Annotated in this window: 13 protein-coding genes; 8 read left to right on the top strand and 5 right to left on the bottom strand. The window is 73.8% G+C overall.

The window, feature by feature from the left end; genetic code table 11:
• Positions 1-4 precede the first annotated feature (4 nt).
• Both ACH4XV_RS38315 and ACH4XV_RS38310 read right to left on the bottom strand, forming a co-directional pair.
• Complete coding sequence (locus ACH4XV_RS38315) at positions 5-1,174, bottom strand: VWA domain-containing protein (protein WP_395797475.1); 1,170 nt, start codon at positions 1,172-1,174, stop codon at positions 5-7.
• Between the two features lies 1 nt (position 1,175).
• Positions 1,176-2,078 (bottom strand): AAA family ATPase, encoded by a 903-nt coding sequence (locus ACH4XV_RS38310; RefSeq protein ID WP_395797473.1) that lies wholly within the window; start codon positions 2,076-2,078, stop codon positions 1,176-1,178.
• 337 nt (positions 2,079-2,415) lie between these two features.
• Here ACH4XV_RS38310 and ACH4XV_RS38305 point away from each other — a divergent pair, with 337 nt between their 5' ends.
• A complete protein-coding gene (locus ACH4XV_RS38305) occupies positions 2,416-3,666 on the top strand; it encodes a sensor histidine kinase (protein WP_395797471.1) in 1,251 nt (416 codons plus the stop codon).
• Between the two features lie 36 nt (positions 3,667-3,702).
• Positions 3,703-4,380 (top strand): response regulator, encoded by a 678-nt coding sequence (locus tag ACH4XV_RS38300; RefSeq protein WP_395797469.1) that lies wholly within the window; start codon positions 3,703-3,705, stop codon positions 4,378-4,380.
• Positions 4,381-4,383: 3 nt separating this feature from the next.
• Here the strand turns inward: ACH4XV_RS38300 and ACH4XV_RS38295 are convergent, their stop codons facing one another.
• On the bottom strand, positions 4,384-5,934 hold the full coding sequence (locus ACH4XV_RS38295; protein WP_395797467.1) for a rhomboid-like protein: 1,551 nt from the start codon (positions 5,932-5,934) through the stop codon (positions 4,384-4,386).
• 210 nt (positions 5,935-6,144) lie between these two features.
• Here ACH4XV_RS38295 and ACH4XV_RS38290 point away from each other — a divergent pair, with 210 nt between their 5' ends.
• The 6 genes from ACH4XV_RS38290 to ACH4XV_RS38265 all read left to right on the top strand — a co-directional run bounded on the left by ACH4XV_RS38290 (position 6,145) and on the right by ACH4XV_RS38265 (position 10,889).
• Positions 6,145-7,491 (top strand): sensor histidine kinase, encoded by a 1,347-nt coding sequence (locus ACH4XV_RS38290; protein ID WP_395797465.1) that lies wholly within the window; start codon positions 6,145-6,147, stop codon positions 7,489-7,491.
• Positions 7,488-8,165 (top strand): response regulator, encoded by a 678-nt coding sequence (locus tag ACH4XV_RS38285; RefSeq protein WP_395797463.1) that lies wholly within the window; start codon positions 7,488-7,490, stop codon positions 8,163-8,165. Before ACH4XV_RS38290 ends, ACH4XV_RS38285 begins: the two co-directional genes overlap by 4 nt.
• Positions 8,166-8,274: 109 nt before the next feature.
• Positions 8,275-8,721, top strand: a complete 447-nt coding sequence (locus tag ACH4XV_RS38280; protein ID WP_395797461.1) for a nuclear transport factor 2 family protein — start codon at positions 8,275-8,277, stop codon at positions 8,719-8,721.
• 57 nt (positions 8,722-8,778) lie between these two features.
• Entirely contained in the window at positions 8,779-9,258 is a 480-nt protein-coding gene (locus ACH4XV_RS38275) for an RrF2 family transcriptional regulator (RefSeq protein ID WP_395797459.1), read from the top strand.
• 97 nt (positions 9,259-9,355) lie between these two features.
• The gene (locus ACH4XV_RS38270; RefSeq protein ID WP_395797457.1) at positions 9,356-10,579 is read left to right on the top strand and encodes an MFS transporter; all 1,224 of its coding nucleotides are present in this window, start codon (positions 9,356-9,358) and stop codon (positions 10,577-10,579) included.
• The gene (locus ACH4XV_RS38265; RefSeq protein WP_395797455.1) at positions 10,572-10,889 is read left to right on the top strand and encodes a hypothetical protein; all 318 of its coding nucleotides are present in this window, start codon (positions 10,572-10,574) and stop codon (positions 10,887-10,889) included. The genes ACH4XV_RS38270 and ACH4XV_RS38265 overlap by 8 nt, the downstream gene beginning before the upstream one ends.
• Positions 10,890-11,165: 276 nt before the next feature.
• On the opposite strand, the gene lanL is transcribed toward ACH4XV_RS38265, so the two are convergent.
• Together lanL and ACH4XV_RS38255 are read right to left on the bottom strand one after the other, a co-directional pair.
• Positions 11,166-13,754: a class IV lanthionine synthetase LanL gene (lanL, locus tag ACH4XV_RS38260; RefSeq protein ID WP_395797453.1), complete on the bottom strand. Its 2,589-nt coding sequence runs from the start codon at positions 13,752-13,754 to the stop codon at positions 11,166-11,168.
• Positions 13,755-13,940: 186 nt separating this feature from the next.
• Positions 13,941-14,108, bottom strand: coding sequence for an SflA family class IV lanthipeptide (locus ACH4XV_RS38255; RefSeq protein ID WP_380003872.1), 168 nt, complete (start codon positions 14,106-14,108; stop codon positions 13,941-13,943).
• Positions 14,109-14,426 lie beyond the last annotated feature (318 nt).

Here is a 14,426-nt window from a genome sequence, read left to right as displayed (position 1 = left end):
CCGATCACCGGGCCCCTCGCTCGTCGACCAGCAGTGCACACAGTTCCTCCAGGGCGGCCAGGCTGTGCCCGGCGACAAAGTCGTCAACGTACGGGAGGGCCGCGGCCATACCCGCCGCAAGGGGTTGATACCCATCCCGGGCCCGGTGCGGATTGACCCAGATCACCCGATGCGCGAGCCGATGCAGTCGGGCCATGGCCACCGCCAGCGGCTCGGGATCGCCGCGTTCCCAGCCGTCGGAGGCGATCACCACGACGGCGCCCCGGGCCACGCCCCGCCGTCCCCATTGGGTCAGGAACGTGTGCAGCTGGTCGCCGAGCCGGGTGCCGCCGCTGAAATCGGGTACCACGGCCGATGCGTCGGCGAGCGCCCGGTCCGGGTCGGTGTGGCCCAGCTCGCGACTGATCCGGGTCAGCCGTGTGCCGATGGTGAAGACCTCGGTGCCCCGACGACGGCGCACCGCGGCGTGGCCGAGCCGCAGCAGCGCGTCCGCGTACGGCGCCATCGAGCCGCTGACGTCCAGGAGCAGCACCAGGCGGCGCGGTCGCACCGTGCGCTCGGCCCGGTGCAGCCGGTCCAACTCGCCGGTGCGCAGCGCGGCCCGCACGGTGCGGGTGCGGTCGATCCGGCCGTGTCGGGCCGGACGCCGGCGCCGGGTGCGGCGGGTGGGCGCGGCCGGGCGCAGCAGCGCGAGCAGTCGGCGCAGTTCGGCGCGCGCGGCCGGGTCGAGCGAGGCGATGTCGCGCCGGCGCAGGATCTCGGTCCGGTCCGCGGCGGCCACCCGCGCCTCCCCGTCCCGCTCGTCGCCCCGCGGCGGCGCGGACGCGGTGTCCGGCACGCCCACAGCGCGCTCGACGTCCACGCGCGGCCGGCGGCGGCCCGGCACGGGCTGTTCGGCGCCGAAGTACGCGGCGAACGCGGCGTCGTAGCGGGCCAGTTCCTGCGGCGCCGAGCACAGCGCGAGCCGCCCGGCCCAGTAGGTGTCCTCGCGTCGATCGGCGCCCAGTTCGGCGGCGGCGGCCAGGAACACCCGTACCCGCTCGGGGTCGGCCGCGACCCCGGCGGCCCGCACCGTGCGGGCGAACCCGACCAGGACCTCCACCCCGTCCCGGCGGGTCGGCGCGTTCGCCGCGGCGCGCAGCGTGGCGGCGTCCAGGGGGCTGCGCGCGCTCATCTCAGCCGCCCACCGCGAGCAGCCGGTCGAACCCGGCCGCCCGTACGCTCTCCAGGTCCTCGCGGTGCTTGAGTACCGCGCCCAGGGTGCGGGCGGCGGCCTCCGGGTCCAGTTCGCGCACGCCCAGCACGAGCAGCGCGCCCGCCCAGTCCAGAGTCTCCGCGACGCCGGGCGGCTTGACCAGGTCGGCCGCGCGCAGCCGGCCCACCGCGCGCACCACGTCCTCGGCGAGCCGCGTGCTCACCTCGGGCAGCCGGCGGCGCACGATGGCCACCTCGCGGGCGTGGTCGGGGTGGTCCAGCCAGTGGTAGAGGCAGCGCCGCTTGAGCGCGTCGTGCAGTTCGCGGGTGCGGTTGGAGGTGAGCACCACCAGCGGCGGCACCGCCGCGGCGATCCGCCCCAACTCGGGCACCGTCACCGCGAAATCGGACAACACTTCGAGCAGGAACGCGTCGAACTCGTCGTCGGCCCGGTCCACCTCGTCCACGAGCAGCACCGCCGGCGACGCCTCGATCGCCGCGAGCACCGGCCGCGAGATCAGATAGCGCCGGTCGTACAGCCCGGCCTCCAGCGTCGCGGCGTCGCTCTCCCCCGCCGCGCCGGCCGCCCGCAGATGCAACATCTGGCGCGGGAAGTCCCAGTCGTAGAGCGCCTGCGAGGCGTCCAGTCCCTCGTAGCACTGGAGCCGGAACAGCGGTACGGCGAACGCCTGCGCGAGGGCCTGGGCGAGTGCGGTCTTGCCCACGCCGGGCTCGCCCTCGACCAGCAGCGGGCGGCCCATCCGCAGCGCGAGATACGCGGCGGTACCGACACCGTCCCCGGCCAGGTAGTCCACGCCGTCCAAGCGCGCGGCCACCGCGTCCGGCCCGTCGACGTCCTCGCCGCCCCACCACGCCTGCGCCACGCCCACACCTTTCGCCACACCCGTAACGCCCGAGCGGGGGCACTCGGCGTCGCCCCGCCCGAACGATCGGTATTCAGTACACGCTGTACGGGCCGCACTCTCGACGGCAACATGTGCCAAAGAGCGGCCCGATCCCTGTCATCCTTACCTGCCCGAATCGGACCGTGTCGACGCGGATCCCGCCGCTGCCGTCCCCGGGGCCTCCCGGGACCCCGCCCCCGGCCTACAACCAGCGCGGTATGCACACCTGGACCGCCGGTGTGACGACACGCCATCAACCGCGGGCTACGCTGCGCCGATGCGGGCCCGAGCGGTGTGGAAGAGACTGTCCGCCGGCGTGCCTCCGCGAGCCGTGGACATAGCGCCGGCGGTGGCCGACATGGTGGTCAGCCTGCTCCTGGCACGCGAGGACCCGACCGGGAACTGGCGGCATACCGACACGTTCGGTTTCGTCCTGATCGTCCTGATCAATCTCCCCCTCCTGGCCCGCCGGCGTGCCCCCGTCGCCGTGCTGTTCGTGATGCTCGCGCTCCAGGTCTGGTTCATCGCCCTGGGTTACTGGCCGGTGGTGAACTCCCTCGGTTCGCTGCTCGCGCTGTACACGGTCGCCTCCCAGCGGCCCGTGCGGATCGCGGCGGCGGGGATCGCCGCCGTGGGCGCCGTCTGGATCTACGCCGGCCTCGCCGCCGACGGCGGCTCGATGGTCACCGTCGTCGCGCAGATCCTGACCGTTCCGCCGGTCGTCTGCTGGTTCGGCACGGCCGCTCGCCGACTGGGCGAACGCAACGCGCAGTTGGCGCTGCTGACCGCCAAACTGGCCCGCGAACAGGAGGCGCGGGCACGGCGCGCGGTCACCGACGAGCGGGTGCGCATCGCGCGCGAACTGCACGACGTGGTCGCCCACCACGTCTCGGTGATCTCGGTACAGGCCGGGCTGGCCGAGTACGTGATCACCTCCGATCCGCCCACCGCCCAGGCGGCGTTGCACACCATCGGGGAGACCACCCGCGAGGCGCTGGACGAGATGCGCCGGATGTTGCTGCTGCTGCGCGCCGACCCCGAGGACATGGACGCCGTGCGTGTGCCCGGCCCGGACCGGCCCGCCGCCGACGACACCATGGACCCGGCGCCCGGCCTGGCCCGCCTCGACGACGTGGTGCGCCGGATCCGGGCGGCGGGGGTGGCGGTGGCCATCCGACGGGTGGGCATCGCCCGTCCGCTCTCGTCCGGCGTCGAGTTGTGCGCGTACCGGATCGTCCAGGAGGCACTGACCAATGTGCTCAAACACGCCCGCACCGCACGGGTGGAACTGACGGTGGAGTACGAACCCACCCGACTGCGCATAGCGGTGTGCGACGACGGTGGGGAACCCGACTCCGATGCGACCCCACAGACCCGGAATTCGGGCAGAATCGGGGGCGCGTCCGGACACGGCCTGATCGGCATGTCCGAGCGCGCCAGGCTCTACGGCGGGACGTTCTCCGCCGGACCGCGCCCGGAAGGAGGGTTCGAGGTCGGCCTCGTCCTGCCCATCCCGGCCGAGCCCGGCACGTCGGGCGGCAAGGTCGTGGGCGCGGGCGACACCTAGGTCGCCTCGGGCCGACGTGACGGAAGGAACGACGGGGTGACCAAGGTACTTGTAGTGGACGACCAGGTCCTGATCCGGGCGGGACTGGCCGCCCTGTTACGCGCGGCCCCGGGCATCGATGTGGTGGGCGAGGCGTCCGACGGGGCCGAGGCCGTGGACATGGCGGCGAAGCTGCGACCCGACCTGGTCCTGATGGACATCCGGATGCCCGGGGTGAGCGGCGTGGTCGCCACGGAACGCATCCTGGCCGCCGCCGAGGGCAACCCGCCCCGGATCGTCATGCTGACCACCTTCGACCTGGACGAGTACGTCTACGCCGCACTGCGCGCCGGCGCCTCCGGGTTCCTGCTCAAGGAGATCGGCCCGCAACGACTGCTCGCCGCGATCGACGCGGTGATGGCCGGCGACATGCTCTTCGCGCCCAGCGTCACCCGGCGACTGATCGAGACGTACGTGGCCGCCGCGCCCACCTCGCCGGACGCCGACGTGCCACCGGCCCTGGACGCGCTGACCGGACGGGAGTTGGAGGTGCTGCGCCTGGTCGGCAAGGGCCTGGCCAACACCGAGATCGCCGGCACGCTCGTGGTCACGGAGTCCACCGTCAAGACCCACTTCAACCGGGCGCTGGCCAAGCTGAACCTGTCCAGCCGGGCGCAGGCGGTGGTGTTGGCGTACGAGACGGGGTTGGTCACGCCCGGGGGCCGGCGGTCCTGAGGCTTACGCGTCCTCGTCGCGTTCGGTCGTCGCCGCCGGCTCGGCGAGTCGCGCGAGTTTCGCCAAGACCTCCGGGTCGAGCGCGGCGGCGATCGGGCGGCTGCCACGGGCGGACAGTTCGGCGAACCAGCGCTGGAAGTACGCACGCACCGCGTCGGCCTGCGCGGCGGTGTACCCGAGTCGGCGGAAGTCCGCGTCCTCGCGCTCGGTGACGTGCTTGAACCCGGTCAGGAAGTCCTCGGCGCGCAGTTCGGGGTCATAGGCCAGGGCCAGTTCGAGCAGCCGCCCGGTGTCGTAGGCGGCGGAGAGCGCGAGCACGTCGAAGGCGTCCCGGAGTTCGGCCCGCGACCCCAGGGTGACCACCTTCGCGGCGGCGAGGTCGTCGGGATGCAGCACGGGGACGTCGCCCACCACGACCGGCCCGTGCCGACGCGGTCCGACGTACAGGCTCACCGGGATCGCCCGCTTGGCGCCCGGCGCCCGGACGTTCAGCCGGACCCGGGTCTTGCCGGCCGCCTTTCCGTCGATACCCACGCCGAACCCCGCCTCGGTCCACGCGGCCACGATCGCGGCCCGCGTGGCACCGAGCCGCTTGCCGTCACGCGCGGCAAGGGCGAGGTCGACGGTGTCACCGTCCCGCTCCACGAGCCCGTGCCGCGCCAGCCCCCGACTGCCGCCCAGGGCAACCCCGAAGGGCTCGCCGGCGGTCGCGGCGACGCGGATGATCTGCTCTTCGGGGCTGTGCGGCACGGTGTCGAATCCTCGCGTTTCGGGATTCACAGCGTACGCGGAGACGGGTGCGGGGGCTGCCGGCGCCGGGGTCGCGCCGACCGGCGATCGCCACGATCGGGTTGCGGCCCGGCTCCGGAGGGCCAGGGCGCCGCCGAGGAGGGCGCCGGTGAGGCAGGCGGTCACATGGCCGATTTCGGTGACGCTCGCGTGGGTGATGCCCTCCGGCCAGGAGAGCGCGTTCCATGCCAGGAGGGTGATCGCAGGGGCGCGGGTCGGCCATCGTCGGCCGGTCAGGGCCACTGCTGCCAGCGCTGCCATCACCAGGTAGGACGGGCCGACGTCGGGCATGTGGCGCAGGTCGGTCGGGGCACGGTGGAGGGCGATTCGAGTGGCGAGCAGGCCCTGGCCGATTGCCGTGCCCACCACGTGTCCCGTGGCTGCGATCAGGGCGGCTCGGCGGTTGCCGAAGCGGTCGGTCAGTGCGGTCAGGGCGAGGGCGGTGACGGCGAGGCGCGACCAGCGTTCGGGTTCGAGGACGAATGCCGAAGCGGCCAGTGACTCGATCGGTCGGCCGCGGAGGTTGGTGAGGTCGGTCGAGGCCCAGTCGACCAGTGCGGCACGGCTGCCCGGCCCGAGTACCCAGGTCTGGACGGCCGTGACCACACCTGCGGCCAACAGGTAGGCGATCGGTAGCAGTAGGGCGCGCGACCACCGGCCCACGGCGCGACGGAACCCGCCGGCGGTCCGCGTCGGCTCGCGGACGGGCACGGAGGCCGGGGCCTCGGCGCGGTACGGGTGCTCGGTCGAGACGATCGGGATCACTTCCTCTCGCTGGGGAAGTCGGTGGGAGGGCGGTGCGGGTTCGGCCTCTCGAACCTCGCAGTTCGCCGGGCCCGGGCGCGTCCGGCGGGCGACAGAGCATGGCGGGTCTGTCGCGCGGGGGATGGCGGGGCGCGGCTACGACCTGAGGACGATGCGAAGGGTGGCCCGGAGACAGAAGTCACGTCCTGCTCGCGCCCGTAGCGTCGATACGTGAACTCGACGACGCCGCAGGCGTACACCCCGAAGCAGGGTCCGCGGCGCCGGCTGCTCGTGGCCGTGGACGTGGCGATCGCCGGCGCGCTGGGCGTGGTGCTGTCACTGGGTGTCTCCACGCTGACGTGGCACGGATGCCTGCCCGTGCCGGTGGTGTTCGTGACGATCTGGCTCTTCGCGGGGGCGTTCGTGCTGCGCCGGTTCGCGCCGCTCGCCGCGATGGTCGCCACGTCCGTGCTGCTGCCGCCGCTGATGGCGACACCGTGGTTCCTGGCGGTGTGGATGCTCGCGGTCCTGGTCGCCTACGGGGCACAGGCTCGCTCGCGGCGGGTGACGGCACTCGTGCTGGGAGCTTCCTTGCTGGGCGAGTTGTCGTCCTGCCTTGTCATGCAGGAGCTTTCGGGCCGACCGATGATCGGCTTTCAGATCGTCATCGTGCAGTTCGCCGCGTGGGTCTCCGGGTGGGCGGCGGCCAGAGGCCGCGCGCACAACGAGGGCCTGCGCCGCCAGGCGGAGGAGCGGGCGGCGGCTCAGGTGGCTCGGGCGCGCCGCGCGGTAACCGAGGAACGACTGGACATCGCGCGCGAGTTGCACGACGTGGTGGCGCACAGCCTGAGCGTCATCGCGGTGCAGTCCGGCGTCGGGAACCATGTCATTCACACCCGGCCGGCCCAGGCCGCCGCCGCGTTGGCGGCGATCGAGGAGGTCAGCCGGTCGGCGCTGGTCGAACTGCGGTCACTGGTGGGGCTGCTCCGGGACGGCGACGCGGCGGAGTACTCGCCCGGTGCGCTGGCCGACCTGGAGGGGCTGCTCGCGCGCAGCGCCCAGGCCGGGGTACGGGTCGACGCCACGGTGAGCGGTGGCCTCGACGAACTGCCGCACGGGCTGGACCGGGCGGCGTATCGGATCGTGCAGGAGGCGCTGACCAACGTGGCCAAACACGCGGGGACCGACCGGGCCCGGTTGACGGTGTCGGTCGACGACGCCGGGATCGGGATCGAGGTCGTCGACGACGGGGTGGGTCGGATGGAGGCGGGGCAAGCCGAGCCGGCGTCGGTGGCTTCGGCTGCTTCGCATGGATCGGTGACCTCGAAGGGGACGGGGGCCACGCCGGCGACCTCCCCCAACGGCTCGGCACTGCGCGGGGGTTCGGCCGGTGAGTGGGATCATCCGGCCGGCCACGGGCTGATCGGCATGCGCGAGCGGGCCGCCCTATACGGTGGTCGGGTGAGTGTCGGGCCGCGCGCCGAAGGCGGCTTCCGGGTCGCGGCGTGGTTGCCGGTGCCGGGGGAACATCCCGTGTACGCGGGCACGTTCGGCAGGGCCGAGACGGGGGCGGCGTGACGATTCGGGTGTTCGTCGCCGATGACGAGAGCCTGGTGCGCGCGGGATTCGGGATACTGATCGACTCGGACCCGGAGTTGACCGTGGTCGGCGAGGCGGGCAACGGGCGCGAGGCGGTGCGGCTGATTCGGGAGAGCTGTCCCGACGTGGTGTTGATGGATGTCCGGATGCCGCTGCTCGACGGCATCGAGGCGACCCGCGAGGTGATGGCCGGCGGCGGTCCCCACGGGCCCCGGGTGCTGATCCTGACCACGTTCGGGCTGGACGAGTACGCGTTCGGCGCGTTGCGCGCGGGCGCGAGCGGATTCCTGCTCAAGGACACCCGCCCGGCCGAACTGCTGGCCGCGATCCGGGTGATCGCCGCCGGCGAGGCGCTGTTGGCGCCGCCCGTGACGCGGCGGCTGATCGAGGAGTTCGTCAGCCGCCCCGCCGTCCGGCGGCAACCGCTCGCGAGCCTGGAGAGTGTCACCGACCGCGAGCGTGAGGTGCTGTACCTGATCGCCACCGGCCTCTCCAATGCCGAGATCGCCGCGCGGTTGTTCCTCGCCGTCGGCACGGTCAAGACACACGTCAGCCGACTGCTGACCAAGCTCGGCGCGCGGGATCGGGCACAACTGGTCATCGCCGCCTACGAGAACGGGCTGACGGGCGGTTCGGCGACGGCTCGGGCGTGAGCGCACGGCGGTGGGGACGCGTCGGGGCCGGTGCGGCGGAGGCGCGGTGCGCGGTTTCCCGATTGGCGTTGACGCCGACGCCGACGTCAACGTCTAGCGTCGGGACCCCATGCGGGACGACGGCGACGAGGGAGCGGGCGCGATGGCCGAGACGAGTGGTGTGGACCCGCACGGCGGGCGCGAGGTGGTCGGGGCGGATCTGGCCTTCTTCGACGCACTGGTCCGGGCGGACGGGGACGCACTGGACCGCCTGCCGGCCGATGACTTCGTGCTGGTGGACGTCATGGCCGGGTCGGTGATCCCGAAGGCCGATCTGGTTCCGCTGATCGCGTCGCGGCGGCTGGAGTTCGAGGCGATCGGGGTGGACGGGGAGGAGCCGAGCGTGCGGTTCTTCGACGCGAAGGCGATCGTGATCGGGCGTACCCGGATGTCCGGCCGCTTCGAGGGGGAGGCGTTCGAGTCGCGCAGCCGCTACACCCACGTCTTCGTCACCGATCCCGCCGGGCGAGGCGGCGGATGGACGCTGGTCAGCGCGCAGGGCCCCCGGATGGAGTGACCGCGACACCAAGGGCGGGCAGTCGGTCGGTGAATCGGGACGTGTAGTATCCCGATCATGCGGATGGGCGAAGGGGTCGAGTGGGGGTTGCACTGCTGTTTGGTGCTGGCCTGGCTCGAGGACGAGGGGCCGGTGTCGACAGCGACGCTGGCCGCCTGGTTCGAACTGCCGCCCGCCTACCTCAAGAAGCGCCTCCAGGCATTGGTTCGGGCGGACATCCTGACCTCCAGTGCCGGGGCGCACGGCGGGTTCCTGCTCGCGCGGCGGCCGGAGGCGATCACCCTGCTGGACGTGGTCGTGGCGGTCGAGGGGCCCGACGAACTCTTCCGGTGCACCGAGATCCGGCGCCGGGGGGACGGTGTGGACCCGGCGGCGGCCGAGTTCCGGGTCGATTGCGGGGTGAGCACGCTGATGCGGCAGGCCGAACTCGCCTACCGGCGCGAGTTGGCCGGGCGTACGATCGCCGACGCGCTCGCGGCGGCCCCACCGGCGGCGGCCGAGCGGGCGCGGCGCAGATATGCCCGGATGGGCGGCTGAGCGGGCGGGGCCGGGTCCGGTTCCTGCTTGTCTTTCTTCACGGCATGAATCGGGATGTTTGATATCCCGATTCTTCGTTTTCATCGGGAGGCGCCACATGTTCGAGATCTCGACCGTTCTCGTGTTGGCTCTGGGCACCTTCGCGGTCGGTACGGACGCCTTCGTGGTCGCCGGGTTCCTGCCCGCGATGGCGAACTCGCTGGACGTGTCGGAGAACGCGGCGGGGCAGTCGGTGACCGCGTTCGCGGTGGCCTATGCGCTTGCCGCGCCGGTGTCGGCCACGCTGACCGCCCGGCTGCCCCGCCGCGGGTTGTTGATCGGGGCCCTGCTGGTGCTGGCCGCGGCCAATCTCGGTTCGGCGCTGGCGCCGAACCTGCCCGTGCTGATCCTCACCCGCGTGGGCGCGGCCGTGGGCGCGGCGGCCTTCACCCCCAACGCGGGTGCGGTCGGCGCGGCGTTGGTGCGGCCCGAACTGCGCGGGCGGGCTCTGGCGGTGGTGATCGGCGGGCTCACCGCGGCGACCGCGCTCGGGGTACCGCTCGGCACTCTGATCGGCCGACTCGCCACGTGGCGGATCGCGCTCGGCGCGGTCGCGGGGCTGTGCCTGGCGATCGCCGTCGCGGTCCGGGTGGTCATGCCCGCGCTGCCCGGCACCGAGCGGGTGCCGCTGCGGGCACGACTGGCGGTGTTGCGCCGACCCGGCGTGCTGAGCGTGCTGCCGCTGACCGTCCTGGGCATGACCGCCGCCTACACCGCATACGCGTACAGCGCGCCCGCGTTGGCGGCGGTCGGGGTGACCGGTTCGGCGGTGGCCTGGATGCTGGTCCTGTACGGCGCGGGCGCGGTGCTCGGCAACCTGTGGTCGGGGCAGGCCACCGACCGACGGGGCCCGACGTGGGTGCTCGCGGCGACCTATCCCGTGATGGCCGCGGCGCTGGCGCTGCTCGCGGGGTCGGCGGCGGGCGACCCGCCCCGGGCGGTCGTCGGCGCGCTGCTGTTCGGGTGGGGCGCCGCCTCCTGGGCGCAAACCCCCGCGCAACAGCACCGCCTGATCGAGGCCGCGCCCCAGGAGGTCCCGCTGGTGGTCTCGTTGAACTCGTCCGCCATATACCTGGGCATCGCGCTCGGCACCGGCATCGGCGGCCTCGCGCTGGAACAGGGCGGCACGGCGACGATGTACGGGGCGGGTGCCGCAATCGCGGTGGCGGCCTGGCTGTTCCTGCTCGCCACGACCCGCCGACGCGATCCGGTGCGGATCTCGGGAGCGGGGAAACGGTCTGCGGCCGGTGGGGGCGCCCGTCACAATGTGATTCATGAGTGAGTGGGGAATCGCGCTGCTCGCGGCCGGGTCGGCGCTCGCCGGCGGCCTGATCACCGGCTGGACCTACCTGCGCTTCCTCGAAGTTGCCGAGTCGGTGATCCTGACCCGCCGCACCAACAGCGGCGGTCACGACGACCTGCCCGCGTTGCAACGGGCGTTCGGCGCAATCCAGTTGGAGGGTCCGGCCGAAGTGAGCGACGCGGCCCGTGCGTTCGTCACCGAGCTGCGCCGCAACGGCCCCCTCGACGATCTGGAGCAGCTGCGCGTGGCCCTGCTGTCCGCCGCGCAGGCCGCCCTGGTCCGGCGCTGAACCCGCCGTCGCCGGAGCGGCCGAGCCGAGCTACGTGTGGTCGGCGGACCATGCCAGGATGTGCGGCGCCGAGCCGATCCCGGACGGAAGGTGCCCGATGTCACCGAGATCGCTCACCCGGACGTCCAGGGCCCGCTCGCCGGGGCCCGCCAGCCCAGGGTCGGCCGTGGATCACACGCGGCAGGTCGACGGACGCCGACGCCTCGGACGCGGCATGGTCGTACGGGTGCCGGCCCGGACCTACCCCGAAGCGGAGGCCACCACCAAACGCGCCGCTCAGGGGCTCGTCGCCGGAGCCAACAAGCGCCGCCCGCCGCGTTGTTGCACCCGTCGGAGGAAGGAGAGGACTCCCGCGCTGCCCGTGCCCCACGCCGGGCTCGACGTGGCGCGGGTGTTGTCCGGGAGCAGGGGGCGGCGCGTGGTGCCGCCGCTGCGGGCCAGGATCAGGCCGATCACGTCCTCGGCGGCCCCCCACAGTTCGTCGTCGCCGGTCGCGACGGCGGCGTCCACGAGCAGTTCGCCGATGCCGGACAGGCCGCAACACTGGGACACCAGGCTCATCCGCGGCGCGAGGGAATGGCACAACCGGGCGCAGCGCAGGCCGAGTTCGAGCAGCTTCGGGTCCCGATCCGCGGCTCCGGCGGCGATCAGTGTCGTACCGATGCCGGCCATGCCCCGGCACCAGGACCCGAAGTTGCGGGCGGCGCCGGGGAGTGCGGCCGAGGCGAGCAGGTCGGGCGTGCGCGCGGCGAGGTCGGCCAGACCCTCCCGGGCGGCGGCGTGGACTGCTGGCGCCGCGTCGGGGTCGGTGCGTCGGTAGGCGTCGAGGAAGTACACGATGCCGGCCCGGCCGTGCGCGAACCCGTGGGCGTAGGCCGCGCGGGAGGAGGCCGGGGGCAGCCCGAGTTCGTCGGGTTCGGGCTCGCCGTGCCGGGCCGAGAGCATGCCGGCGCACGCCGCGGCGGCGGCCAGGTGTACGCCCGCCCGCTCCGGGTCGCCCGCCGCCCGCGCCGCCGCGGCCAGCAGCAGGTGCCCGGTACCGCCGCCGGCCGCGCCGCCGATCTGGTCGCCGGTGTCGTCGTAGGGCCTCGCCGCAGGCGGGGTGTTCGGGGCCGGCGCACCGCCCGGCAGGTCGGCGGCGGCCCGGAGGAAGAGGTCGACGCCGGTGCGGCCGGTGTACAACGTGTCGGAGAGTTCGCCCAGTTCGGGGTGGGCCGCGGTGCGGTGGGCGAGGCGCGCGACGGCGCCGGCGACGCCCGGGCGGTCGGTGTGGTGCAGCAGTTCGAGGCCGACGCCGGCGGCGCCCACGTACAGCGTCAGCGTCGAGCCGGGACGCGGGCCCGAGGCGGCGGGCCAGTCGGCGACACCCCGGACACAGGCGGCGACGGTGTGGCCGATCACGTCGTCCAGGAGCGCGGAGGTGATCCGGGGCGGCGCAGGCAGTCGGCGGCCGGGCATCGGTTCGGGCTGCCCGGCTCGCAACCGCCGTGCGCAGGCGGAGCGTTCGGCCGGATCCGGGTTGAGCAGCGCGGCCACCATGGCCCGGACCGGCCGATGGGTGACTCCGGGCAGCGCGGCGGCCAGGCAGGCGAGCGTACGGTGCCGGTTCACCGCCGGATCGGGATCGACGATCACCGGGTCCAGGCCGGTCAGCGCGTAGTGCAGCGTGGCGCCCAGCGCGTACAGGTCGTCGACCGGGACGGGCGAGCCGCCGTCCGGGTCGGGTGCCGGGGTGTAGCCGGGGGTGCCGCCGGCCGGCCGGCGGGTGTCCAGCGCGCTGATCCCGAAGTCGACGATCCGGGCGTTCCCGTCGGCGTCCAACACCACGTTGCCCGGCTTGAGGTCGCACACCACCACGCCGCGTTCGTGGATGCCGTCGAGCACCGCGAGCAGTCGGCGGGCCAGTTCGGAGATCCGCCGGCCGGAGCGGGCGTCGCCCGGGTAGGGGCCGTGGGCGAGCACGTCGCGGCGCAGGTCGCCGGGGCCGCAGTCGGTGGTGACCAGGAACTCGTCCTCGCCGTGCCGCAGGTGGTCGATCACCCGGGGGACGCCGTCGAGCCCGGACAGCGCGCCCAGTACCGCGCGTTCGTGCCGCAGGCGGTCCCTGGCGTCCAGTCCGCCGCCGTCCTCCCCGGCGTACGCCCGGGCCTGCTTGACCACGACGCGGTCGCCGGTCGCGGTGTCCAGGGCGCGGTAGACGTCGCCGTGCGGGGAGCGGGCGATGCCGCCGGTGAGCCGGTAGCGGCCGCCGATCAGCCGGGCGGTGCGTCCCGGCGCGGGCGCGGTGGCGCCGAACGGGTCGGCGGCCCACGGGGGTTGCCGGTAGCGCACGGTGGCCCGACCCGGGAAGCGCTGCCCGTCGGGGCCGGTCATCACCAGCGCCGCGTCGTCGCCGCCGCTCGCCCGGAAGGGCCCGTACCGGTAGTAGACGGGGGCGTCGGGGCGGACCCGGCGGTCGCCGAGCACCCGCGGCCCGCCGCGACCGGCCAGCACCTCGGCGAGTTCCCGGCCGAGCGCGGCCACGTCCCGCTCACGCGGGTAGACGGTGATCGCCTTGCCGACGAGGGCGGGATCGCGGACGCCCGCGTTGATCTCCTCCAGTACGGCGGTGCCGGCCGCGAACTTGGCCAGGCAGGTGTACCGCAGCAGCACCGGGACCAGCAGGTCCAGCGTCTCGGCGAGGTCCTCGGGGCGGGTCGAGACGTGCAGCTTCCACCCGTGGTCCAGCGGAGGCATCCGCGGATCGAACAGGTGGAGCCAGACCGAGTCCGCCCGGTGGCGTCGATCGTGGCCGGCGATCAGCGTGTCCAGACGCCGACTCAGGTCCTGCACGGATCCGTCGGGGACCGCCCGCGCCTTGCCCACGTCCGCTCCTTGCCGTTCCGGGTCGGGTGGTTGCGAACACACCGTCCGCCGGGCGATCGCCGGCGTCGTCCGCGGCCGGCATGCGCGGTACGGGACCGCGCGCCCCGCGCGGATGCGTGCTCCGTGCGGGGCGGCCGGATCGATGGGCTCCGGGCCGGATCCGGTGTGCGGCGGGCGACGGGCCGGTCAGGCCCAGTCGCACCCCACGCGGGTGGTGGCGGTCACCCACGGGTCGGCCAGACACGACTCGATCCGGCGTTCCGGGTTGGTCTCGTCCTCGAACTCGACCAGTTCCTCCTCGACCTCGACGTCGAGCGGTCCGGCATCGCGGATCTCTACCATCACGGGGCTCATTTCGATCCTTCCTGCAGCAGAGGCGGGCAGATCAGTACACGAACCTTCACGGTCGTCGGCCGTCCCCGGTCGCCGCCCGCACCTGTGTCCTCCGGTGCTGGTGGGGCGGGTGGGCCGCCGTTCCGCGCCAATAGTCTCCACGCTGCGCAACAAAAGGAGAACGTCACGAATCGGCCGACTTATGGCGCGATTTCGTGCGCGTGAACGGGATTCGACGAGCCCGATCCGGGACAGGGGCGCGGGCCGCCGGGAGACGCGATGCCGACCCCGACGCGACCACCGCGCCGGCGGGCCCGTATCCGCGCCGCCGGCTCCCGG

Source organism: Embleya sp. NPDC020630, from assembly GCF_044334985.1.
Lineage (GTDB): Bacteria > Actinomycetota > Actinomycetes > Streptomycetales > Streptomycetaceae > Embleya.
This window is presented reverse-complemented; position numbering and strand designations above follow the sequence as displayed.

Bases quoted from the DNA above. Each gene is read 5' to 3' on its own strand.
- ACH4XV_RS38315 (WP_395797475.1), bottom strand. From the start codon at position 1,174: ATGAGCGCGCGCAGCCCCCTGGACGCCGCCACGCTGCGCGCCGCGGCG.
- ACH4XV_RS38280 (WP_395797461.1), top strand. From the start codon at position 8,275: ATGCGGGACGACGGCGACGAGGGAGCGGGCGCGATGGCCGAGACGAGT.
- ACH4XV_RS38275 (WP_395797459.1), top strand. From the start codon at position 8,779: ATGCGGATGGGCGAAGGGGTCGAGTGGGGGTTGCACTGCTGTTTGGTG.
- ACH4XV_RS38270 (WP_395797457.1), top strand. From the start codon at position 9,356: ATGTTCGAGATCTCGACCGTTCTCGTGTTGGCTCTGGGCACCTTCGCG.
- ACH4XV_RS38265 (WP_395797455.1), top strand. From the start codon at position 10,572: ATGAGTGAGTGGGGAATCGCGCTGCTCGCGGCCGGGTCGGCGCTCGCC.
- ACH4XV_RS38255 (WP_380003872.1), bottom strand. From the start codon at position 14,108: ATGAGCCCCGTGATGGTAGAGATCCGCGATGCCGGACCGCTCGACGTC.